19 protein-coding genes, 2 tRNA genes and 1 riboswitch are annotated in these 19,857 nt (G+C 64.7%); of the genes, 9 read left to right on the top strand and 12 right to left on the bottom strand.

Annotated features, from left to right (window positions below; translation table 11 throughout):
• Positions 1–7 precede the first annotated feature (7 nt).
• The 3 genes from AB4Z44_RS17065 to AB4Z44_RS17055 form a co-directional block, all read right to left on the bottom strand.
• A complete protein-coding gene (locus AB4Z44_RS17065) occupies positions 8–1,030 on the bottom strand; it encodes an amidohydrolase family protein (protein ID WP_404710878.1) in 1,023 nt (340 codons plus the stop codon).
• Positions 1,031–1,401: 371 nt separating this feature from the next.
• A tRNA-Gln gene (locus AB4Z44_RS17060) sits at positions 1,402–1,476 on the bottom strand.
• Between the two features lie 60 nt (positions 1,477–1,536).
• Positions 1,537–2,637, bottom strand: coding sequence for a branched-chain amino acid aminotransferase (locus AB4Z44_RS17055; protein WP_404710877.1), 1,101 nt, complete (start codon positions 2,635–2,637; stop codon positions 1,537–1,539).
• 67 nt (positions 2,638–2,704) lie between these two features.
• Here AB4Z44_RS17055 and AB4Z44_RS17050 point away from each other — a divergent pair, with 67 nt between their 5' ends.
• Both AB4Z44_RS17050 and ppa read left to right on the top strand, forming a co-directional pair.
• Positions 2,705–3,211 (top strand): MarR family winged helix-turn-helix transcriptional regulator, encoded by a 507-nt coding sequence (locus tag AB4Z44_RS17050; protein WP_404710876.1) that lies wholly within the window; start codon positions 2,705–2,707, stop codon positions 3,209–3,211.
• A 64-nt stretch (positions 3,212–3,275) separates the two neighbouring features.
• Positions 3,276–3,818: an inorganic diphosphatase gene (gene ppa, locus AB4Z44_RS17045; RefSeq protein ID WP_404710875.1), complete on the top strand. Its 543-nt coding sequence runs from the start codon at positions 3,276–3,278 to the stop codon at positions 3,816–3,818.
• A 39-nt stretch (positions 3,819–3,857) separates the two neighbouring features.
• Here the strand turns inward: ppa and AB4Z44_RS17040 are convergent, their stop codons facing one another.
• Positions 3,858–5,333, bottom strand: coding sequence for a S10 family peptidase (locus AB4Z44_RS17040; protein WP_404710874.1), 1,476 nt, complete (start codon positions 5,331–5,333; stop codon positions 3,858–3,860).
• A 119-nt stretch (positions 5,334–5,452) separates the two neighbouring features.
• Between AB4Z44_RS17040 and AB4Z44_RS17035 the strand changes: the two genes are divergently transcribed.
• Entirely contained in the window at positions 5,453–5,710 is a 258-nt protein-coding gene (locus tag AB4Z44_RS17035; RefSeq protein WP_404710873.1) for a hypothetical protein, read from the top strand.
• A gap of 33 nt (positions 5,711–5,743) precedes the next feature.
• Here the strand turns inward: AB4Z44_RS17035 and AB4Z44_RS17030 are convergent, their stop codons facing one another.
• Entirely contained in the window at positions 5,744–6,388 is a 645-nt protein-coding gene (locus tag AB4Z44_RS17030; RefSeq protein ID WP_404710872.1) for a DNA-3-methyladenine glycosylase family protein, read from the bottom strand.
• 78 nt (positions 6,389–6,466) lie between these two features.
• On the opposite strand from AB4Z44_RS17030, the gene AB4Z44_RS17025 reads away from it, so the two are divergent.
• The gene (locus AB4Z44_RS17025) at positions 6,467–6,784 is read left to right on the top strand and encodes a 2Fe-2S iron-sulfur cluster-binding protein (protein WP_404710871.1); all 318 of its coding nucleotides are present in this window, start codon (positions 6,467–6,469) and stop codon (positions 6,782–6,784) included.
• Between the two features lie 99 nt (positions 6,785–6,883).
• Here AB4Z44_RS17025 and rlmB read toward each other — a convergent pair whose 3' ends face one another.
• Positions 6,884–7,630, bottom strand: a complete 747-nt coding sequence (gene rlmB / locus AB4Z44_RS17020) for a 23S rRNA (guanosine(2251)-2'-O)-methyltransferase RlmB (RefSeq protein ID WP_404710870.1) — start codon at positions 7,628–7,630, stop codon at positions 6,884–6,886.
• Positions 7,631–7,733: 103 nt separating this feature from the next.
• Here rlmB and AB4Z44_RS17015 point away from each other — a divergent pair, with 103 nt between their 5' ends.
• Complete coding sequence (locus tag AB4Z44_RS17015; protein WP_404710869.1) at positions 7,734–8,240, top strand: hypothetical protein; 507 nt, start codon at positions 7,734–7,736, stop codon at positions 8,238–8,240.
• A gap of 151 nt (positions 8,241–8,391) precedes the next feature.
• Here the strand turns inward: AB4Z44_RS17015 and AB4Z44_RS17010 are convergent, their stop codons facing one another.
• The 3 genes from AB4Z44_RS17010 to AB4Z44_RS17000 all read right to left on the bottom strand — a co-directional run bounded on the left by AB4Z44_RS17010 (position 8,392) and on the right by AB4Z44_RS17000 (position 10,768).
• A complete protein-coding gene (locus tag AB4Z44_RS17010) occupies positions 8,392–9,069 on the bottom strand; it encodes an HAD family hydrolase (protein ID WP_404710868.1) in 678 nt (225 codons plus the stop codon).
• Positions 9,070–9,135: 66 nt separating this feature from the next.
• Positions 9,136–10,008 (bottom strand): hypothetical protein, encoded by an 873-nt coding sequence (locus AB4Z44_RS17005; protein WP_404710867.1) that lies wholly within the window; start codon positions 10,006–10,008, stop codon positions 9,136–9,138.
• Positions 10,009–10,099: 91 nt separating this feature from the next.
• The gene (locus tag AB4Z44_RS17000) at positions 10,100–10,768 is read right to left on the bottom strand and encodes a CPBP family intramembrane glutamic endopeptidase (protein WP_404710866.1); all 669 of its coding nucleotides are present in this window, start codon (positions 10,766–10,768) and stop codon (positions 10,100–10,102) included.
• Positions 10,769–11,584: 816 nt separating this feature from the next.
• On the opposite strand from AB4Z44_RS17000, the gene AB4Z44_RS16995 reads away from it, so the two are divergent.
• The 3 genes from AB4Z44_RS16995 (at position 11,585) to AB4Z44_RS16985 (ending at position 12,565) form a co-directional block, all read left to right on the top strand.
• Complete coding sequence (locus AB4Z44_RS16995) at positions 11,585–11,905, top strand: hypothetical protein (RefSeq protein WP_404710865.1); 321 nt, start codon at positions 11,585–11,587, stop codon at positions 11,903–11,905.
• Positions 11,906–11,980: 75 nt separating this feature from the next.
• Positions 11,981–12,133, top strand: coding sequence for a hypothetical protein (locus tag AB4Z44_RS16990; RefSeq protein ID WP_404710864.1), 153 nt, complete (start codon positions 11,981–11,983; stop codon positions 12,131–12,133).
• A gap of 12 nt (positions 12,134–12,145) precedes the next feature.
• A complete protein-coding gene (locus AB4Z44_RS16985; RefSeq protein ID WP_404714261.1) occupies positions 12,146–12,565 on the top strand; it encodes a DUF805 domain-containing protein in 420 nt (139 codons plus the stop codon).
• A 492-nt stretch (positions 12,566–13,057) separates the two neighbouring features.
• Here the strand turns inward: AB4Z44_RS16985 and AB4Z44_RS16980 are convergent.
• Together AB4Z44_RS16980 and AB4Z44_RS16975 are read right to left on the bottom strand one after the other, a co-directional pair.
• Positions 13,058–13,131: transfer RNA gene (locus AB4Z44_RS16980), tRNA-Gly, on the bottom strand.
• A gap of 39 nt (positions 13,132–13,170) precedes the next feature.
• A complete protein-coding gene (locus AB4Z44_RS16975) occupies positions 13,171–14,454 on the bottom strand; it encodes a spinster family MFS transporter (RefSeq protein WP_404710863.1) in 1,284 nt (427 codons plus the stop codon).
• 214 nt (positions 14,455–14,668) lie between these two features.
• Positions 14,669–14,881: riboswitch (cobalamin riboswitch) on the top strand.
• Positions 14,882–14,957: 76 nt separating this feature from the next.
• Between AB4Z44_RS16975 and AB4Z44_RS16970 the strand changes: the two genes are divergently transcribed.
• A complete protein-coding gene (locus tag AB4Z44_RS16970) occupies positions 14,958–16,838 on the top strand; it encodes a TonB-dependent receptor plug domain-containing protein (RefSeq protein ID WP_404710862.1) in 1,881 nt (626 codons plus the stop codon).
• 278 nt (positions 16,839–17,116) lie between these two features.
• On the opposite strand, the gene acnA is transcribed toward AB4Z44_RS16970, so the two are convergent.
• Positions 17,117–19,801 (bottom strand): aconitate hydratase AcnA, encoded by a 2,685-nt coding sequence (gene acnA, locus AB4Z44_RS16965; RefSeq protein ID WP_404710861.1) that lies wholly within the window; start codon positions 19,799–19,801, stop codon positions 17,117–17,119.
• Positions 19,802–19,857: the final 56 nt, after the last annotated feature.

Here is a 19,857-nt window from a genome sequence, read left to right as displayed (position 1 = left end):
TTACCCGCTACTCCGCCGCGATCGCCAGCGCCCGCTCTTCGGGCGTCTTCAGATTCAGGACCCGCCGCGCATTGTCATAGAGAATCTTGCGCTGATCAGCTTCGCTGAGCCCGATCTCGTCGAACAATTGCAGCGCATGTTCGGGCATCCAGCAGGGATAGTCGCTGCCGTAAAGGATGTGATCCACCCCGTAGAACTCGACCGCGAACTTCATGCCCAGCATGTGCGGCGAGACGGTGTCGGTATACATGCGCTTGATATAGGTGCTCGGCGGCTGCGGCAGCTTCGCGCCCTTGCCGTTCTTGTCCATCCGCCCGGCCTGATAGGGCAGCGCACCGCCGGTGTGCGACATGAACACCTTGAGGTCGGGATAGCGCTCCATGATCCCCGAATAGACCAGCCGCATCGCCGCAACGCTGACCTCGATCACGCGGCCGAGGCTCAGATGAAGCGCGCCGTTATAACCCTCCAGCATGTCGGGAAAGATCGCGTCGGTCGGATGGAGGAAGATCGGCACACCGAGTTCGGCACAGCGCGCATAGAAAGGCTCCAGCCGCTCGGCATCGATGCGCGGATCGTTGCCGACGCTGCCCGGCACGTTGACCCCCATCAGCCCGTGATGCTGGATCGCGCGATCCAGCGTGGCGATCGCGACCTCGGTATCGACGAGAGGCACCACCGCGCTCGCCCAGATCCGATCGGGATGCTCGCGCTGGACGCGCGCCATTTCGGAATTCCAGATCTCGGCGGCGTCCATGCCCTCATGGGCGGGAAGATCGGAATAATGAAGCGAGAAGGGGCCCGTGGAGCAGACCACGTCGACCCTGTGGCCGAGCCCGTCCATATGCGCGAGCTGCGAATCCAGGTCGAACCATTCGGGCCCGAGCACGAACCAGGGTTCCCCCTCCTTGCGCCAATAATTGTAACCGCCACGCGCATTGCGTTCGGCGCGCGGATAGTCCCTGCGCTTGCACAGATCCTCGAAAACCGCCCGCGGCCACCAGTGAAAATGCGAATCGATGATATGCATCAGCCATCTCCAGCATACTTCTGTATACCGATTGGCATGCTTGATCAACGCGGGCTTGCCTGACGAGAAACGCCGTCCCGCATTCAGAGTGCCGAACAGTTCCTCCGATCGCAGGTAGAGGCAGCGCGACAGCGTCCGCGCCGCTGCTTTGCGTATCGAGGCTGCATGTCAATTCGCGGCGGGCGAGCCGCTCTTGCAGCTCCGCCGGGACCACCCGATGGAAGTGATAGATGCCCCCCGCGCCTGGCCGTATTCGGGATCGCTCCCATGCCCAATGACCCCGGCTCTGTAGCAGGGTTCCGTAGCAAAACCCCAGCCACGTTCCGGCACCGTCGGAAAAACCTAAGCTGCGCAGTTGCTTGGGGGAAAGTTGGCTGGGGCGGGAGGATTCGAACCTCCGAATGCCGGTACCAAAAACCGGTGCCTTACCGCTTGGCGACGCCCCATCGACGCGGGAGCGGCCTTATAGCCAGCCGTTCCCGCGATGGAAGCCCTTCAGAGAGGGATCAGAAGAGCCGTTCGACCCAGCCGTGCGGATCGGGGGCGAGGCCGCGCTGGATTTCGACCAGCGCGGTGCGCAGGGATTCGGTCTGGATGCCGGGGCCGCCATTGCCGATCGTGATATCGAGCCCGCCGCGGCCGCGCACGCGGCCGATCGGTGTCACGACCGCGGCGGTGCCGCAGGCGAACGCCTCGCGCAGCCTGCCGCTTGCGGCGTCGTCGCGCCATTGCTCGATGCTGTAGCGCTCCTCGCGCACCGTCAGCCCGCGATCCCGCGCCAGCGTGAGCAGGCTGTCGCGCGTAATGCCGGGCAGGATCGTGCCGCCGAGGGGAGGCGTGATCATCGATCCGTCGTCCATCACGAAGAAGACGTTCATGCCGCCCAATTCCTCGATCCAGCGCTTCTCGATCGTGTCGAGGAAGATCACCTGATCGCAGCCTTCGGCGATCGCTTCCTTCTGCGGCAGCAGGCTGGCGGCATAGTTCCCGCCGCACTTGGCGGCGCCGGTGCCGCCCGGCCCGGCGCGATTATAATGTTCGGATACCCACAGGGTGACCGAAGGCGCGCCGCCGCGGAAATAGGCGCCGACCGACGAGGCGATCACCATGAACAGATATTCGGACGCGGGCTTCACGCCCAGGAACACCTCGCTCGCGATCTGGAACGGGCGCAGATAGAGCGCGCCGCCCTCGCTCGACGGGATCCAGTCGCGATCGATCGAGACGAGCTGGCGGCACGCCTCGAGAAACAAGTCCTCGGGGATCTCGGCCATCGCCATGCGGTAGGCCAATTCGCGGAACCGCTGGGCATTGGCATCGGCGCGGAACAAAGAGGCGCCGCCATCCTGCGTCCGATACGCCTTCATGCCCTCGAAGATCTCCTGGGCATAATGGAGCACCGCGGTTGCGGGATCGAGCACAAGCGGACGGCGCGGGTGAATGCGCGCATCGTGCCAGCCCCGGCTGTCGCTATAGCGGATCGTGACCATATGATCGGTGAACACCCGGCCGAAGCCCGGATCGGCGATCAAAGCCGCGCGATCGGCGGCGGACGTCGGCGACGGATGGTCTTCCAGGACGAAGTTCAGGCTGGCATCACTTCCCATGATCGTAACTCGTTAGGTCCCCAAATTGCCCATCTGCGGGTTGCCGTTCGGTAGGGTGCATGGCAGAATGGGTCAATATGGCTGTCCCGTCTGCTTCCCCCTCTTCCTGCGCGAGGCCGAGATCCGGCGCGGCGTCGAACTGCTCTATTTCGGCTACAGCCACCTTTACCGCGGCACCGACGAATGCCTTGCCGAACAAGGGCTTGGCCGCGCCCACCACCGTGCGCTCTATTTCATCGCGCGCCAGCCCGATCTCACGATCAGCACGTTGCTGCGCACCTTGGGCATCACCAAACAATCGCTCGGCCGCGTTCTGGGCGAACTGGCCGAGCGCGGCATGATCGAAACGCGCACCGGGCGCGAGGACCGGCGCCAGCGATTGCTGCGGCTGACCCCGGCCGGCGCGAAGCTGGAGCGCGATCTGTTCGATGCGCTGCGCGAACAACTCTCGGCCGCGTACGCGCAGGCGGGGCAGGAGGCCGTGACCGGCTTCTGGCGCGTGATGGAGGCGATCATCCCGCCCGAGGAGCGTACACGGGTGGCCGACCTGGAAGCGCTGACGCCGCGAGGCTGAAACGCTTCGCACCCGCAGCAAAAAGGGTTGCGTGGCTTGGGGCCACCGCTTACCTGCGCGGCTCATGAACATCGAAATGATTCCCGTTGGGAAGAACCCGCCCTACGAGCTCAACGTCGTGATCGAGGTGCCGAGCGGCGGCGAGCCGGTAAAGTACGAATTCGACAAGAAATCGGGCGCTCTGTTCGTCGATCGCATCCTGCACACGCCGATGCGCTATCCCGCCAATTACGGCTTCGTGCCGCACACGCTTTCGCCCGATGGCGATCCGCTCGACGCGCTCGTCATCGCGCGCTCGCCCTTCATTCCCGGCTGTGTCGTCCGCGCCCGCCCGATCGCGGTGCTCAAGCTGGAAGACGAAGCCGGCGGCGACGAGAAGCTCGTCTGCGTGCCGGTCGATACGACCTTCCCTTATTATACCGATGTCGGCGAGCGCCACGATCTGCCCTCGATCGTGCTCCAGCAGATCGAGCATTTCTTCACCCACTATAAGGATCTCGAGTCCGAAAAGTGGGTCCGCATCGGCAATTGGGGCGATGCCGACGAAGCGCGCGAGATCGTGATGCGCGCGATCGAGGCCGCCAAGGAAGCCAAGGCCGCGGCATAATTCAAAATCCTCCCCGCGATTTCGCGGGGAGGATTTTTATTACCTCACGTACATTGCCATCGCATCCTTGCGGAACTGCGCGCCGCTCGTCGAGCGGCTGTAGAACATGTGACCGCCGGCATAGAGCTTGAGCGCGATGTTCTTTCCGAATGCCGGCATCTGATCGATGATCAGCCGGCTCGCGAAATAAGGGCAGGACAGATCGTCCATGCCGTGGGCGATGATCACCCCCATCTTGGGATCGGCAGCGATGGCGCGGCGCAGGTCCGCCACCGGCGCATCGCTGTTATCGCGCACCCAATCGCTGTTCACGGCATAGGATAGAAGGTTGTAGCGCGCCTGTAGCTTCCAGCCGACCTGGTTGGTGACCAGATCGACCATCGCGCTGGTGGTCGGCGCCATGATCGCGTTGAGGATCGGATCGCCCGATCTGTTGTCGGCCGAACCCGGGAAGGGGTCGAACGCGGTCACGTTCGAATCGTAGACCGATCCGATCTTGCTCTCGCTGCGGTGGATCTCACGCAGGAAAGTGCCGATCGTGACCCGCCCCTCGCTGCGGCGGACGACCAGGGGGTCGAGCCCGGTCAGCGCCGAGACCTTGGTCGTCAGTCGCTCGATCGAGGCGGGATCGGAATGGCCGCGGAACAGATCGGTCGCGAATTCGCCGCGATCATAGGCCTCGACGTCGGCCAGCGCCTCGGGCCCGGTCAGCTTGCCCTGCCGCTCCAGCCACGCAGCCGTCATCGACGGCAACGCCACCATGTAAGGCAGCGGCGACAGCGCATTCTCGTCATCGTCGATCGCCTGCGGGTTGAGGTAGGGCGAGACCATCGTGATCCCGTTCAGCCCGACCCCGAGCTGGCTCTGCAGGAAATAGGCCAGACGCGGCACGCGATAGCCGCCATAGCTCTCGCCGATCAGATATTTGGGGCTGGTCAGCCGGCCATTCTTGCTGAGCCAGTCGAACACGATCCGGCTGAGATATTCGATATCGGCCTTGGCGGTGTAGAAATCGCGCTTCGTGCCGGCGTCATCCTCCAGGCTGCGCGAGAAGCCGGTGCCGACCGGATCGATGAACACCAGATCGGTGAAATCGAGCCAGCTATTGGGATTGTCGCGTGCCACCGCCGCATCCGACGGCGCATCGCCCTGCGCGCCGAACTGGATCCGCTTGGGGCCGATCGCGCCGAGATTGAGGAAGGCCGATGCCGCGCCCGGCCCGCCGTTGAAACCGAACGTGACCGGACGGCTGCCGGGGGCACGGCCCGGCACGGTGTAGGCCGTGAAGACGACCTCGCCGATCTTCTTGCCCTTGGCATCCCACACCGGGATCGACCCGACGGTGACGTCGTAGGCGAGCGGCTTGCCGGCGACGACGGCGCTCTGGCGGATCGTCTTGTCGGCGGGGAACGGCGGCAGGTTGATCTCGGAGGCGGCTTTCTTGTCGGCCGGATCGGGATCGGCGGCGCAAACGGGGGCTGCCAGCGCCAGGGCAGCCACGAGGGCCAAACGCATCTTTATTCACCCTTTCGGTAATCTTGTTGCGCGCATCATGTTCGACTGCGCCGGCGGCGGCAAGCCGGAACGGGCATCATTGCCGGCGCGTTATAAGCGAACCTCAAGGAGATCATCCGATGGACGCGCAGACCAACGACAAGGCCGTGACGCCCGAGCCGCCCGAAGTTCGCACCGCGATCGACGCGGAGGATGTGAAAGAGCTGAAGCGCGACCCGAGCGACGAGGATGCGAAGCTCGACGTCGCGCTCGACGAAAGCTTCCCGACCTCGGACGCACCGTCGAACACCCAGCCGGGCAAGGGCAAGGATCCGGCGCCCTCGTCGGGCTACGATGCCGAGGCCGAGGCGCAACTGGCCGATCAGGGGCATCATTGACCCATCTCCTCCCCGGGCCTGCCCGGGGAGCTTCTACAGCGGCATCTTCTCCGCCTTTCCGGCCGCGATCCTCTTTCCGTAGTGATGCCACGTAAACACGGCCGCCGCGCCGCGATGCGGGCTCCATGGTTCGGCGAGCTGGCGCACCAGTTTCTCCGACGGCCGCTCGGTGTGGCCCAGCAATTGGCCCACCTCTTCCTGCACCGCCAGATCGCCCGCCGGCCAGATGTCGCCGCGCCCCTCCGCGAACAGGAGGTAGATCTCCGCCGACCAGCGCCCGATCCCCTTGATGCGGGTCAGTTCGGCGATCGCTTCCTCGTCGCCGGCCGGCAGCGCATCGAAATCGATCGCGCCGCTCGCCACCAGTTCGGCCAGGCTCTTCACGTACGAACTCTTCTGCCGCGACAGGCCCGCGCTCCGCAGCAATTCGTCCGGCGCCGCGGCCAGCGCGGCCGGATCGAGCCCGGGCCCGACCGCAGCCTCCATCCGCGCCCAGATCGCGCTGGCGGCCTGCACGCTCACCTGCTGGCCGATGATCGTGCGCAGCAAGGTGGCGTGGCCGCGCGCACGGATCCGCGGTTCGGGGTAGCCGTGGCGGGCGATCCCAGCGGCGAAAGCGGGCTCGATGGCCACAAGCGCGTCGAGACTCGTCCTCAATTGATCGGCGGTCAGGCCCATTCGTATCGCTCCGGTTGCGTCGGCGGAGCGGGCGCGACATAGAGGCCCCGTTTCCATCTCTCCGAAAGGTTACCGATAATGCCCAAGCTGATCGTCGTCACCCGCGAAGGCGAGGAGCGCGAGATCGAGGGCGAATCCGGCCTGTCGGTCATGGAAGTGATCCGCGACGCCGGCATCGACGAATTGCTGGCCTTGTGCGGCGGCTGCTGCAGCTGCGCGACCTGCCACGTCCATGTCGATCCGGCCTTCATCGGCCAGCTGCCGCCGATGGGCGAGGACGAGAACGACCTGCTCGACAGCTCGGACGACCGCAACGAATATTCGCGCCTGTCCTGCCAGCTCCCGTTCGACGCTTCGCTCGACGGGCTGAAGGTGAAGATCGCCGCCGAGGATTGATCCGGGCGACGACGGCCGTTCGTGTCGAGCGAAGTCGAGACACGTTGCGCAACGTCCCTCGACTTCGCTCGGGACGAACGGGGCAAATCCTGAGGAAGCCTACCGCGTCGCTACCGCGTACAGCGCGATGGCGGCGGCGTTCGAGACGTTGAGGCTCTCGACCTTCGGGCTGATCGGCAGTTTGGCGAGCTGGTCGCAATGCGCCTCGGTATTCTGGCGCATGCCCTCGCCCTCGGCACCGAGCACCAGAGCGATCCGCGCGGTACCGCTGATGGCGTCGGCGAGCTTCAGCTCGACCGCGCCGGTCAGGCCGACGCGCCAGAAGCCGGCCTCGGCGATCTCGTCGAGCGCGCGGGCGAGATTCACCACGCGCACCCACGGCACGATCTCCAGAGCGCCCGATGCGGCGCGCGCGATCGTGCCCGATTCGGGCGGCGCATGGCGATCCTGCGTGATCAGGCCGATCGCGTCGAACGCCGCACACGAGCGCAGGATCGCGCCGACATTGTGCGGATCGGTCACCTGATCGAGGATGACGAGCGGACGGCTCGCATCCGCGTCCTTCTCCAGCAGATCGCCCAGCCACATGTCGGGCAGCGGATCGACTTCGATGACGATGCCCTGGTGCGGCGCGTCGTTCGGCACCAGCCGGCCGAGATCGGTCACCTCGGCGAAGGTCACCGGAATATGCGCCGGAAAGCCACCGAAGGCGGCGAGCGCCTCGCGGGTTCCCCACACGCGGCGGATCGTCCGCTCCGGATTGGCGAGCGCGGCGGTGACGGGATGCCGGCCCCAGATACGGGGGCGGTTGGACGGTGCAACGGAAGGGCGCTGGCCTCGACGCATGATCGTAAAGCTCGACTGAAAGGGAACGGGAACGTGAGTCAGCGCGAATAGACGATCCGCGAGGGCACTGCGAGGCCTGCTCTGCGTTAAGCGCGTCATGGACATGACACGCGAGATTCGGATCGGTGTCGGGGCGCTCGCTTTCGTCGGCGTCGTGGTCATGATGTTGCCGCCGACCACGCCGCTGGCCCCGGCCGGAACGCCGACACGGCCTCGCGCCGCTGCCGCTGCGATCGCACAGGATCCGTCGGCCTCCGGCATAGCCGAGCCTGCCTATTATACGCCGCCTTTACCCGCGATGCCGGCAAGCAACCCGACGCCGGTATCGCAGGATAGCGCGATGCCGACGCGATATGCCGATGCGGCGCCGGTGCAGCCCCGCTGGCGCGATCCCGCTCCGGCGGATGCGGACGATCAGGGCCAGGCTGGCTCGGACGACGCCTTTGCGACGGGCTATCGCTGGGCCGAGCAGAATGGGATCGAGGATCGCCGCGACTGCCGCCGCTGGCGCGGAAGCCCCGCCGAGAGCGGGTGCCGCGCCTTTCTACGTGATAGCGACGTCGGCGACGATCATTCCGAAGACGAATATGTTGCGGATATGCCACAGTGAGCTGCCTGAGCCACAGATAAAGCCGCTTTCGTAACGATCGTTCATGTACGCTACAGTCCTCACACGCGATTGGCAGCCGCGACCGGCGTTCTCTCCACTGCCGTACGGTCCGCCTCGCCCTGTCGCCTTCCGGCGGCGGGGCGTCTTTCCGTCAGAAGCCCCAGTCGACCACGCGCCAGCCGCGCTGCGCGGCGAGCCGCTTGAGCCCCGCGCTGGGATTCACCGCGAACGGCTCATCGGCCCACTCCAGAACCGGCGCATCGGAAGCATGGTCCGAATAGAAACGGATATGGACGGCCGCGCGATCGATCTGCTCGGCCTTCAGCCACGCCTCGATCAGCCGCAGCTTGGCCGGACCGTAATTGTTCTCGCCGTCGATGCGCGCATGGATGATGTCGTCCAGCCCGGCGACGCTGCCGGTGGCGATCACATCGTCGAAGCCCAGTCGCCGCGCGATCGGCTCGACGTAGAAACGGTAGGAGGCCGTCGCCAGGATGAGCCGGCGTCCGGCCGCCTTGTCCTCGGCGATCTGGCGAAGCGCACCGGGATGGATGTTGGTCTTGAGGATCAGATCGGCGAAATCCTCGGTCACCGGCGCCAGCTTCCGGCGCGGGATGCGACCGCCGATCAGCAGCCGCTGGTTGATCTCCTTGAGGCGCCGCCGGTCGATCAGCTTCGCCGCGTAAGCCGCCATCACGAACGGGACGACAGGGGCGAACGCCAGCCGCCATGGCGCGAGCGCCTTCGCCGCGTGAAGGAGGAAGGGCGTGTAGGTGCCGGTCCGCGTGACCGTCCGGTCCATGTCGTAGATGGCGAGGGCTTGGGTCATGGGAAGCGCCCTAGAGGAAGCGAGCGCGACCTGAAATCCTCCCCGTGTCGGGGAGGATTGTGAGTCCTATTTCTGCAGTTCGGGTGGCAGCTTGAACCCGCAATTGTCGACCTTGCACACCGTGATCGTGTGGACGTAGCGGATCTTGCCCTTCTCGATGCGGAAGGTGTGGATATCGGGCAGCGCGCTCGGGCCGAAGGTCAGCAGCACCGCCACCGCGCCGAGCGACTCGTCGACGACGTAGGAGCGGTCGGTGAGCTTGATGTTGCTCGGTACACCGACATTGCACGTATCCTCAGGCGCCGCGACGCCCGGCGCGCCCTTGGCGGTATAGAGCCCGCCCTCCAGCCGCGCGCATGGGCTCCCCCACGGCACCACCTTGGTCTTGTCGCTGAACGAATCGAGATAGGCGTTGGCAGCGGCGAGCAAGGTCGCGCGGCTGTCGCGATCGGCCGCGGGGATCTCGCCCCAATTCTCCGCCTTCGAATATTTGAGCGTGTTGGCGGCGTTGAACAGCCAGTCGCCTTTGTCGGTGACGATCATGTCGATATTGTTCACCGCGCCGCCGCGCAAGGTGAGGATCGTGCCGAGCACATAAGGATGCGCCGGATCGGTGACGACCACTTCGGTGAAGGACTGGCACGATTGCAGATCGAAGATGCTGCGGTGGAAATCGATCTTCATCGGCTTGGAGAAGGTGCCGGTGAGCATGCTCGCCTCGTCGCCCTGCTCGTTATAATGGACCCAGCCGCCGAGCGGCATGCCGGTCGCGTCGCCGCTGGTCTGCGCCTTGAGATAGCCGTCGGTGGCGGCGGTGAGATCGGCCTTGGTGCAGGCGCCCTGCGCGAGGGCGGGCGCCGCTGCAATCAGGCTCATGGCAAGTGCCGCGCCGGCAAGCGGAATGCGCCGTCCGAGCGCGCGTACCAATCCCAAGGCCATCTCCATCTCCCATCGCCAAAGTGCCGGCATTTTGCCGATCGCTCGCCCGTATTATGCCGATCCCGGCTGTTCTGTCACGGGCGTTCGGGCGTCATCCGCCAATCGCCGGCAGCACGACGTTGGGTACGAAATCGATCAGGAAGTGGCCGGTCATGTTCGCCGCCAGATTTCGCCGCCAGAGATAGAAGCCGGTCAATACCGCGCCGAGGATCAGGGCGACGAGGATGCCGGCAATGCCTTGCCGATAATGGAACGATGCAAACGCAATGAGGGAAACCAGGCCGGCGATCCAGCGGCTGCCGGTGAGCGCCTGGAGCCGCTCGATCGCATAGCCCCGATAGCAGACCTCCTCGACGATCCCAGCGCGCAGGACGACCAGACAGGTGGCCCACAAGGGCGGGACGAACGCTGCATGGCCGCCGCCATAATGCAGCCCGAACACGTGGAGCAGGCCGAGCGCGAGCGCCGTGGCGAGGCCGAGCAACAGGAATGCGAGCAGGCCCCACAGCAATGATCGCCCGAAGCCGCTCGCGTGCAGCCCGATCGACGAGAAAGGCAGCCTTTCGCCACGCCGGATGATCAGAAGCAGCAACCCGAGCATTGCGAAGATCGCGCCCTCGCGCAGCAGAAGCTGCCCGGTGTTCGCCGTTTCCCCGATCAGGAGCCGATAGGCGAGCGTGACGGCGGGAATGCCGAACAACGCCACGGCAAGGCCGGCTGCCGTCCATCCCTTGCGGACAGTCGATTGCTCCACACTCATCGTCATCGCCCCCCGGCTGGCAGCGCGCATATGCGTCGCGGAATGGAGTGCAGGATGATCGCGCGCACAGCCCTGGTCCAGCGCAAACTGTTTCGCCAACGAAACCAGCCGATGGTATGAGACTGTAGCGGGTAGACCCCTCATCCATTAACATACATGCTTCGCGCTATTGTTTGAGCGGGTAAATGGAATCGGCGTTAGCGTAGTTCGGTGGTTGGCCGGACTGATCGGGCTACTCCACGAAAAGTCGTTCCTGCCGTTCTCACTGCCCGCTGCCCCGCCATGCCGAGGGGCCGCTATCGCCACAGTTGCGGACGCTTAAGGTGCTGGACTGCAATGCTCATAGCGGACATTCTCTGCTCATGATTAATGGGCCTTCGCAAATCCGGATTTGGCTGTTCCGCCTCGCTGCGGCCGCTTGGATAGTAACGGCTGCGCCGTTCATAATTTTTGCCTTTTTGCTTCTGGAGCCACCGCTTTGGCCAGAGTTCGGCTCTAACAGCACGCCGGAAGGCATAGGGGTCTGGGCCGTATTGGCCGCGTGGGTTTACATCACGCCTATAGTGCTACTCGTCATAGGCCGCCGATGGAATGGCAGGTCTGCTTCTAGCGGCAACGCGCCCCAAAGCTGACCGTCGCCTAACCACCCATTTATCGCCGTTGCATGCGCCGCTCGGACTCGCCAGCCGCCCGAAAGTTGCCGGCCCGCTTGCGGCCGTGATAGCAGCCTGTCAGCAACCGCCTCAGACTATGCCCTTCCGGCCCGGTTGCAATGATCCCGATTGCGGACGTTCACGAGATCGATATGTTTGCTCCATGCCACCAGCGAAGCCGTTTATCGTCGAGGTTGGAGCTACCGTCATTGGTGCGGTGGCTTTCACCGGCTGGGATGCAGGAATGGCAATCGCGTTCGGAATATTTCGACCCAACGAAGTTTACATTCCGAATGACCACGCCACGGTTTTAGATGGGCGCGAGCTTCCAAATACGAACAAGCTGCGGCTTTCATGGGCCGATGGAAGGCCGCTCGTCTGCGACGCTGTCGGTCTACTCGACTATGCGGCGAGCGCTGGCAATGATGGTCGTGAGATCACCGCATTCGGCGTTCAAGGCAGCGCATTCTCGGATGACGGCTAACGCCCCACTAGCGGACGTTGGGTTGACCATCGAACGGCTGACGGCAATAACCCTTCGAGGAGCCGGGGATCGGGCATGCCAGCTAGCGTTTCGCTTTTTGAGCATTTTAAGAAGCTTTTCGATTTCGGCGGGCGAGAAGACCGCGCAAGCTTTTGGCCCTATGCCGCTGTCGCTCTCATCATTATCATGGTGGCCGGAGCTACCATCTTCGGCCCGATGATGAGTTGATCTTTGCACGAGATGCAGCAGTTTGCCGCGCAGCATCCCGATCAGGCAACTGTCACCAGCGGGCCGGGTCAGTACTCAATTTCAATCCAAGGGCCGCATCCCGAGTTCATGCCAGCAGGTTCGATGCTGCGCTTCCTAGCAGTCACATTTGGCTTGGCGATCACACTCTATGCTGCGGCCGTAGTTCGTCGCTTACACGATCGGGGCAAGTCAGGCTTCTGGGGATTGATGCCAATTCCGTTCGTTGTCTACTCGACGGTTCAAATGCCTAGGTTGTTTGCATCAATCGGGATCGGCTCTCAACCTGATATGGCAGTTTTCTTCTCAATATTCTTGAGCAATCTATTTTACATCATTTCCACGGTCTGGTTGATCGTGTTGCTTGCCGGCCCGAGTGATCCATTGCCAAATCGCTATGGAACGACCCTCTGAAACGAGGTGCCCTCTTCCTGCAAGCGTCCGCTCACCACCAACCCAAGCCAATCCGGTGCGATTTCGCCGGGATGACCGCTGCCGCCCCACTTGCGGACATTGCTGGTGAATGCCAACCTATTCGTCCGTGGGAGAAAGCACCTTGGGCATGTTGCTAATCGTACTTGCCGCCGGCGGGATGGCCCCAAACGCCCTGAGCCAACCCCAGCTGGATGCGATCTCGGCGAAATGCCACACCCCCCGGCAGTGGCTCGTAAGCAAGGGCGGGGAAATCCACCTTCGCCCCTCTCGATCCGCAAAATACGAGAAGGTTGACTGCCTTCTCGCCGCGCTGCGTAAGGCCCATTCAGGGCCGATGGGGTTTGTCGGAAACGAAGCATACGACCCCAGCCAAAAACCTTAGCATCCAGTGACGCGGAGTGTCTGATTGCCACCAGAAATCGCCGTAAATGCTCGCGGATTAGAGTGGAGCGGCATGCGCCCAGTGGCGAATGGAGCGGGTAGCGGGAATCGAACCCGCGTATGAAGCTTGGAAGGCTACCGCTCTACCATTGAGCTATACCCGCATGTCCGTCGCGCTCCCTGCTACAAGGAGAGCTCTCCCGTCAACCGTGCGCGTCACCCCGCTCGGTCCGCGCGATGTCGTTCGTCAGCCAGCGGCGCGCGAGCAGGAGCAGGATTCCACCGATGATCGCGGTCACGACATTGATCAGCAGCGAATAGCGGATCGCCTGTTCGCCATAGCTGGCGGCGAGGATGTCGTTGAGCCAGCCGACCAGCAACGGCCCCAGCGCCTGGCCGATCATCGCCGAGCAGAACAGGAAGATCGCGCTCGCCATTGCGCGCATCCGCACCGGCGCCACCGCCATGCCGAGCGCGAAGACGGGCGCCTGGTGCATCAGCACGAACGCCGAACTCAGCCCGAAGCCGGTCATCCATACGAGCTTGCTGTCGCCGAGCAGGAACATCATCTCGGTCGGCGCCGCCAGCAGGCAGGCGATGGCGGGGACCCACAGCCGCCAGTTGAGGTTGCGCCGCCCCAGCCGATCGATCAGCAGCCCGCCGCCGAAGATGCCGATCAGGCTGACGATGCCGCGGATCGGCCCGGTGGTCGCGGCGACCTCGCCGATCGACATATGGTGCACGCGCATCAGGAACGTGGTCGACCAGGTGCCGGCGGCATAGAGGTTGGCGCCCATGCAGGCCGCGCAGCCGCCCATCATCAGATAGGAGGGTGAGCGCAGCAGATAGGCGATCGATTCGAGCATGCCCGCCTTGGCCGTGGGCAACGCTTTCGCCTCGGTGCCGCCGCGCGCCGGCTCGCGCACGGTCAGCAGGAAGACCAGAGCGAGCAGCACGCCGGGGATGCCGCCGGCGATGAACATCGCGCGCCAGCCATGATGCTGCGCCACCCAGCCGAGCAGGGGGACGAGGAACAGGCTGCCGATCGAGAAAGCCAGCCAGTAGATCGACAGCGCCAGCGGCCGCCGTGCGGGCGTGAACAGATCCGATATCATCGCATTGGACGGCGCCGGGCCGGCGGCCTCGCCCGCGCCCATCAGCAGGCGCGTCAAGGCGATCTGCCAGATGTTCGAACAGAAGCCGCTCGCCGCGGTCATCAGGCTCCACAAGGCGAAGCCGGCGGCGATGATGTTGCGCCGGCTGTAGCGATCGGCCGCCCAGGCGATCGGCACGCCCAGCAGCGAATAGAAGAAGACGAAGGCGAAGCCGGTGACGAGGCCCAAAGTCGTGTCCGACACGTGCATTTCGCTCTTGATCAGCGGCAGCGCCATGCCGAGCAGCGAGCGATCGAGATAGTTGAAGGTCGAGATGAGCGTGAGGAAGCCCAGCGTGTAGAGCGCGGTCCCCCTGGTCTGCGATGATCCCATGTCGCTCAGCCCGCCGCGCCTATCACCGTCGTCCGGATCGGTTCGGCGGAAGCTTCGTCGTTCGTGGCGGCGGTCGATAAGCGCGCGATGATCCTGCTCCTGCCGATGGCGGGTCGTTTGGGCCTGCCCTGGCCGTCTCTGTGTCACAGCCGGGCAAGCCTTGTCACGTGCTTCGGTCTCTGCGCGCGTGATTGAACCGACCGCGGCCCTGTCCTAACGAAGCCTCGCGACAGGTTCCCCGGAGACGGGGATGAAAAGGGAAGCGGGTGAAGGGGCGATCTGCAAATGCCCCAAATCCCGCGCTGCCCCTGCAACTGTGAGCGGTGAGCGCACGTGCCATCATGCCATTGGGGTTCGCACCCCGAGAAGGCGGCACGTGCGCGATGACCCGCGAGCCAGGAGACCTGCCCGTCGCGGCTGTCCACCGATCGGCCAGGGTGCGCCGCGCGGTCGAAGGTTTCCTTCGCGAGATGGCAATGACGTCAACTTGCGAAGGATGAATCATGCCCGCACGACTTTACCTGCTTCTGACGACCGCGCTCGCGGCGCCTGCGCTCGCGCAGGAGGCACCAGCGCCCGATACCACGATCATCGTGACCGCCTTGCGCACGCCGCTGGCGCTCGATCGCGTCGCATCGTCGATCACGGTGCTCGATCATGCCGCGATCGAGGCGTCGCAGGCGCTGACGGTATCGGATCTGATCGCCCGCACGCCGGGCGTCACGATGTCGCGGACCGGCGGCTATGGCACCACCACCGGCGTGCGCATCCGCGGCGCCGAGAGCGACCAGACCGTGGTCGTGATCGACGGGGTCAAATTGAACGACCCTTCCTCGCCCGGCGGCGGCTACGACTTCGGCGATCTGTTCGTCGGCGATGCCGATCGGATCGAAATATTGCGCGGGCCGCAGTCGACGCTCTGGGGCAGCCAGGCGATCGGCGGCGTGGTCAATATCGTCACCGACGTGCCGACCAGTCCGCTCGCCGGATCGGCCGAGGCCGAGGGTGGATCGCGTGGGCTTGCAAGCGGGCGCGCCGCCATCGGTGGAACGAGCGATGCGATCACCTGGCGCATCGCCGGCAATGCGATGCGCACCGACGGCATCTCCGCGATCGCGCCGGCCTTCGGCGGGCAGGAGCGCGACGGCTATCGGCATGTCGGCGGCAGCGGCCGGCTGGAGGCGCGCCTCACGCCCGATATCGCGATCGATCTGCGCGGCTATTGGAGTCACGGCCGGGTCGATCTCGATTCGAGCTTCGGCCCGCCCGATACGCCCGATTACAGCCTGTCGACCAACTGGACCGGTTATGCGGGGGTGAACGTCGCTTTGTTCGACGGGCGGCTGCGCAATCGCATCGCCTACACGCGCGACCAGATCGATCGCGACAATTACGATCCCTCGCAGGTGGGATCGACCAGAACGTTCGATGGGCACGGACGCAACGAGCATATCGAATATCAGGGCACCCTGGCGATCGCGCAGGGCTGGGATGCGACGTTCGGCGCCGAGCACGAGCATTCGCGCTTCCGCGCCATCTCGCCCCAGTTCCAGACCGTGCCCGACGACGGATCGGTGTCGATCGACAGCGTCTATGGGCAGATCGTCGGCACCGTCGTCGAGGGGCTGACCCTGACCGGCGGGCTTCGCCACGACGATCACCAGACCTTCGGCGGCAAGACCCTGTTCTCCGGCGGCGGCGTCTGGACGATCGGCCAGACGCGGCTGCGCGCCACCTATAGCGAGGGCTTCAAGGCGCCGACCCTCTATCAATTGTTCAGCGAATACGGGAATCGCGATCTCCGGCCCGAACAGGCGCATGGCTGGGATGCCGGGATCGAGCAGGGACTATTGGATGGCCATCTCACGCTGTCCGCGACGTGGTTCGATCGGCGGACGCGCAACCTCGTCGAATTCGCCTTCGATCCCCCGCGCGCGGATCGGCCGTTCGGCTATTATCAGAATGTCGATCGTGCTTTGGCGAAGGGGATCGAGGCTGCTGCGGCGGCAAAGTTCGGGCCGGTAACGATCGATGCGAATTACACCTGGACCGATGCGGAAGATCGTTCGCCGGGTGCGACCTTCGGCAACGACCTGATCCGCCGCCCGCGCAACACGGCGTATGCGAGCGCGACCTATGCCTGGCCGTTCGGGCTGGCGACGACGGCGGCGGTCACGCGGGTGAGCCACAGTTTCGAGGATGCGGCCAATACGATCCGGCTGGACGGCTACACCTTAGTCGATCTGCGCGCGGAGATGCCGGTAGGCCACGGGCTGGCGCTGTTCGGCCGGGTCGAGAATCTGACCGACGAGACCTACGAGACGGCCTACCGCTACGGCACCCTCGGGCGGAGCTTTTACGGCGGCGTGCGGGCGAAGTTTTAGCGCCTGAAGCGTTAAATCTGGCGCGAACAGTCCGTTCGTGTCGAGCGAAGTCGAGACACGCTTGCTCCCGGAACGTCCCTCGACTTCGCTCGGGACGAACGGGTCATATTTGACGCTCGCTGCTCTAGTCAAAATCCTCCCGGAACGGGGAGGGGGACCGCGACGCGTAGCGGCGTGGTGGAGGGGGCCCACCTCAACCGAAGCACTTGCCTCGATGTGGGCCCCCTCCACCATCGCTGCGCGATGGTTCCCCTCCCCGTTCCGGGGAGGATTTGAAATTACGCCGCCAGCTTGCGCAGCACGTAGGGCAGGATGCCGCCGTTGAGGAAGTAATCGAGCTCGTTGACCGTATCGATGCGGCAGCGCGCCTCGAAGGTGAACTTCGATCCGTCGGCGCGGGTGACGTGCACCGTCACCATCTGGCGCGGGCGCAGGCCCGCGACATTCTCGATCGTGAACAATTCGGTGCCGTCGAGGCCGAGCGTCTTGCGGTCGGTGCCTTCGGCGAACTGCAGCGGCAGCACGCCCATGCCGACCAGGTTCGAACGGTGGATACGCTCGAAGCTCTCGGCGATCACGGCGCGGACGCCGAGCAAAGTGGTGCCCTTCGCGGCCCAGTCGCGCGACGATCCGGTGCCATATTCCTTGCCGGCGATGACGACGAGCGGCGTGCCGTCGGCCTTGTACTTCTCGGCCGCGTCGTAGATCGCGAGCGTCTCGCCGGTCGGGATGTACTTGGTCATGCCGCCTTCGACGCCCGGCACCATCTCGTTGCGGATGCGGATGTTGGCGAAGGTGCCGCGCATCATCACCTCATGATTGCCGCGGCGCGCGCCGTAGGAGTTGAAGTTGGCGCGCGTGACCTGATGGTCGTTGAGATAGCGGCCCGCCGGGCTGTCGGCCTTGATCGAGCCGGCCGGCGAAATGTGGTCGGTCGTGATCGAATTGCCCAGGATCGCCATCGGGCGGGCATCGATGATGTCGTTCACCGGCGGCGGGGTCATCGAGATGCCCTCGAAATAAGGCGGGTTCTGGACGTAGGTCGAGCCCGGGTTCCAGGTGTATGTATCCGAACCCTCGATCGTGATGCCGCGCCACTTGCGATCGCCTTCGAACACGTTGGCGTAGCGGGTGCGGTACATCTCGCTGTCGATCACCGACGAGATCATGTCGGAGATTTCCTGGTTGGTCGGCCAGATATCCTTGAGCATCACCGGCTTGCCCTCGGACGAGATGCCGATCGGGGTGGTGATGATGTCGTCGCGCACCGTGCCCTTGAGCGCATAGGCGACCACGAGCGGCGGCGAGGCGAGGAAGTTGGCGCGCACGTCGGGCGAGACGCGGCCTTCGAAGTTGCGGTTGCCCGACAGCACCGAGGCGGCGACGAGATCATGCTCGTTGATCGCCTTGCTGATCGGCGCGGGCAGCGGGCCCGAATTGCCGATGCAGGTGGTGCAGCCATAGCCGACGAGGTTGAAGCCCATCGCGTCGAGGTCTTCGCTGAGCTTGGCCTTGTTGAGATAATCGGTGACGACCTGTGATCCGGGTGCGAGGCTGGTCTTGACCCACGGCTTGGGCTTGAGCCCGAGCGCACGCGCCTTGCGGGCGACGAGGCCGGCGGCGACCAGCACCGACGGGTTGGAGGTGTTGGTGCAGCTCGTGATCGCGGCGATCACGACGTCGCCATGGCCGACGTCGAATGCGCCGCCCTCGACCGTGACGCGCCGATCGGAATCACCGGTCTTCTTGTAGCCGGTGACCAGCTCGTTGTTGAAATTGTCGTCGACGTTGGAGAGCAGCACCTTGTCCTGCGGGCGCTTGGGGCCGGCGAGGCTCGGCTGGACGGTCGCCATGTCGAGCGCGAGCGTATCGGTGAAGACCGGATCGGCGGCATTGGCATCGCGCCAGAAGCCCTGCGCCTTGGTATAGGCCTCGACCAGTTCGATCTGGGCGTCGTCGCGCCCGGTGAGGCGCAGATAGTTGAGTGTCGCGGTATCGACCGGGAAGAAGCCGCAGGTCGCGCCATATTCGGGCGCCATGTTGGCGATGGTCGCGCGGTCGGCGAGGCTCAGCGCGTCGAGGCCGGGGCCATAGAATTCGACGAAGCGGCCGACCACGCCCTTCTGGCGCAGCATCTGGGTGACGGTCAGCACCAGATCGGTGGCGGTGATGCCCTCGCCGAGCGTGCCGGTGAGCTTGAAGCCGACGACTTCGGGGATCAGCATCGAGACCGGCTGGCCGAGCATCGCCGCCTCGGCCTCGATCCCGCCGACGCCCCAGCCGAGCACGCCGAGGCCGTTGACCATCGTCGTGTGGCTGTCGGTGCCGACGCAGGTGTCGGGATAGGCGACCTCGTTGCCGTCGGCGTCCTTCGACACCCACACGGTCTGCGCGATATGCTCGAGATTGACCTGGTGGCAGATGCCGGTGCCCGGCGGCACCACTTTGAAATTGTCGAGCGCCTTCGAGCCCCAGCGCAGGAACTCGTAGCGTTCCATGTTGCGCTCATATTCGATCTCGACATTGTTGGCGGCGGCCTGCGGCGTGCCGAACTCGTCGACCATCACCGAGTGATCGATGACGAGATGGACCGGCACGAGCGGGTTGATCTTCTGCGCGTCGCCGCCGAGCGCACCCATCGCGTCGCGCATCGCCGCCAGATCGACGACGCAGGGCACGCCGGTGAAATCCTGCATCAGCACGCGCGCCGGGCGATACTGGATTTCGCGCTCGGACGTGCGATCGGTGAGCCATTGCACCATCGCCTTGAGGTCGTCGACGGTGACCGTGCTGCCATCCTCGAAGCGCAGCAGATTCTCGAGCAAGACCTTCATCGAGAAAGGCAGGCGCGAAATGTCGCCCAGAGTCTCGGCCGCCTTGGCGAGACTGTAATACGCAATCTTCCGGCCGTTCACGTCGAGCGTGGTACGGGTGGCGAGCGTGTCGTGGCCGACGGCGGTCATTGGCGGCTTCCCTTGCTGCAGTGCGGTGTTTGCGCGCGCCCTAGCAAGCGAGGGGG

Source organism: Sphingomonas sp. MMS24-J13 (genome assembly GCF_044905095.1).
Classification (GTDB): domain Bacteria; phylum Pseudomonadota; class Alphaproteobacteria; order Sphingomonadales; family Sphingomonadaceae; genus Sphingomonas_I.
This window is presented reverse-complemented; position numbering and strand designations above follow the sequence as displayed.

What these genes read in the sequence shown, in the direction of transcription:
- AB4Z44_RS17065 (WP_404710878.1), bottom strand. Translation starts at nt 1,030, where the DNA reads ATGCATATCATCGATTCGCATTTTCACTGGTGGCCGCGGGCGGTTTTC.
- AB4Z44_RS17055 (WP_404710877.1), bottom strand. Translation starts at nt 2,637, where the DNA reads ATGGGAAGTGATGCCAGCCTGAACTTCGTCCTGGAAGACCATCCGTCG.
- AB4Z44_RS17050 (WP_404710876.1), top strand. Translation starts at nt 2,705, where the DNA reads ATGGGTCAATATGGCTGTCCCGTCTGCTTCCCCCTCTTCCTGCGCGAG.
- ppa (WP_404710875.1), top strand. Translation starts at nt 3,276, where the DNA reads ATGAACATCGAAATGATTCCCGTTGGGAAGAACCCGCCCTACGAGCTC.
- AB4Z44_RS17040 (WP_404710874.1), bottom strand. Translation starts at nt 5,333, where the DNA reads ATGCGTTTGGCCCTCGTGGCTGCCCTGGCGCTGGCAGCCCCCGTTTGC.
- AB4Z44_RS17035 (WP_404710873.1), top strand. Translation starts at nt 5,453, where the DNA reads ATGGACGCGCAGACCAACGACAAGGCCGTGACGCCCGAGCCGCCCGAA.
- AB4Z44_RS17030 (WP_404710872.1), bottom strand. Translation starts at nt 6,388, where the DNA reads ATGGGCCTGACCGCCGATCAATTGAGGACGAGTCTCGACGCGCTTGTG.
- AB4Z44_RS17025 (WP_404710871.1), top strand. Translation starts at nt 6,467, where the DNA reads ATGCCCAAGCTGATCGTCGTCACCCGCGAAGGCGAGGAGCGCGAGATC.
- rlmB (WP_404710870.1), bottom strand. Translation starts at nt 7,630, where the DNA reads ATGCGTCGAGGCCAGCGCCCTTCCGTTGCACCGTCCAACCGCCCCCGT.
- AB4Z44_RS17015 (WP_404710869.1), top strand. Translation starts at nt 7,734, where the DNA reads ATGACACGCGAGATTCGGATCGGTGTCGGGGCGCTCGCTTTCGTCGGC.
- AB4Z44_RS17010 (WP_404710868.1), bottom strand. Translation starts at nt 9,069, where the DNA reads ATGACCCAAGCCCTCGCCATCTACGACATGGACCGGACGGTCACGCGG.
- AB4Z44_RS17005 (WP_404710867.1), bottom strand. Translation starts at nt 10,008, where the DNA reads ATGGCCTTGGGATTGGTACGCGCGCTCGGACGGCGCATTCCGCTTGCC.
- AB4Z44_RS17000 (WP_404710866.1), bottom strand. Translation starts at nt 10,768, where the DNA reads ATGAGTGTGGAGCAATCGACTGTCCGCAAGGGATGGACGGCAGCCGGC.
- AB4Z44_RS16995 (WP_404710865.1), top strand. Translation starts at nt 11,585, where the DNA reads ATGCCACCAGCGAAGCCGTTTATCGTCGAGGTTGGAGCTACCGTCATT.
- AB4Z44_RS16990 (WP_404710864.1), top strand. Translation starts at nt 11,981, where the DNA reads ATGCCAGCTAGCGTTTCGCTTTTTGAGCATTTTAAGAAGCTTTTCGAT.
- AB4Z44_RS16985 (WP_404714261.1), top strand. Translation starts at nt 12,146, where the DNA reads ATGCAGCAGTTTGCCGCGCAGCATCCCGATCAGGCAACTGTCACCAGC.
- AB4Z44_RS16975 (WP_404710863.1), bottom strand. Translation starts at nt 14,454, where the DNA reads ATGGGATCATCGCAGACCAGGGGGACCGCGCTCTACACGCTGGGCTTC.
- AB4Z44_RS16970 (WP_404710862.1), top strand. Translation starts at nt 14,958, where the DNA reads ATGCCCGCACGACTTTACCTGCTTCTGACGACCGCGCTCGCGGCGCCT.
- acnA (WP_404710861.1), bottom strand. Translation starts at nt 19,801, where the DNA reads ATGACCGCCGTCGGCCACGACACGCTCGCCACCCGTACCACGCTCGAC.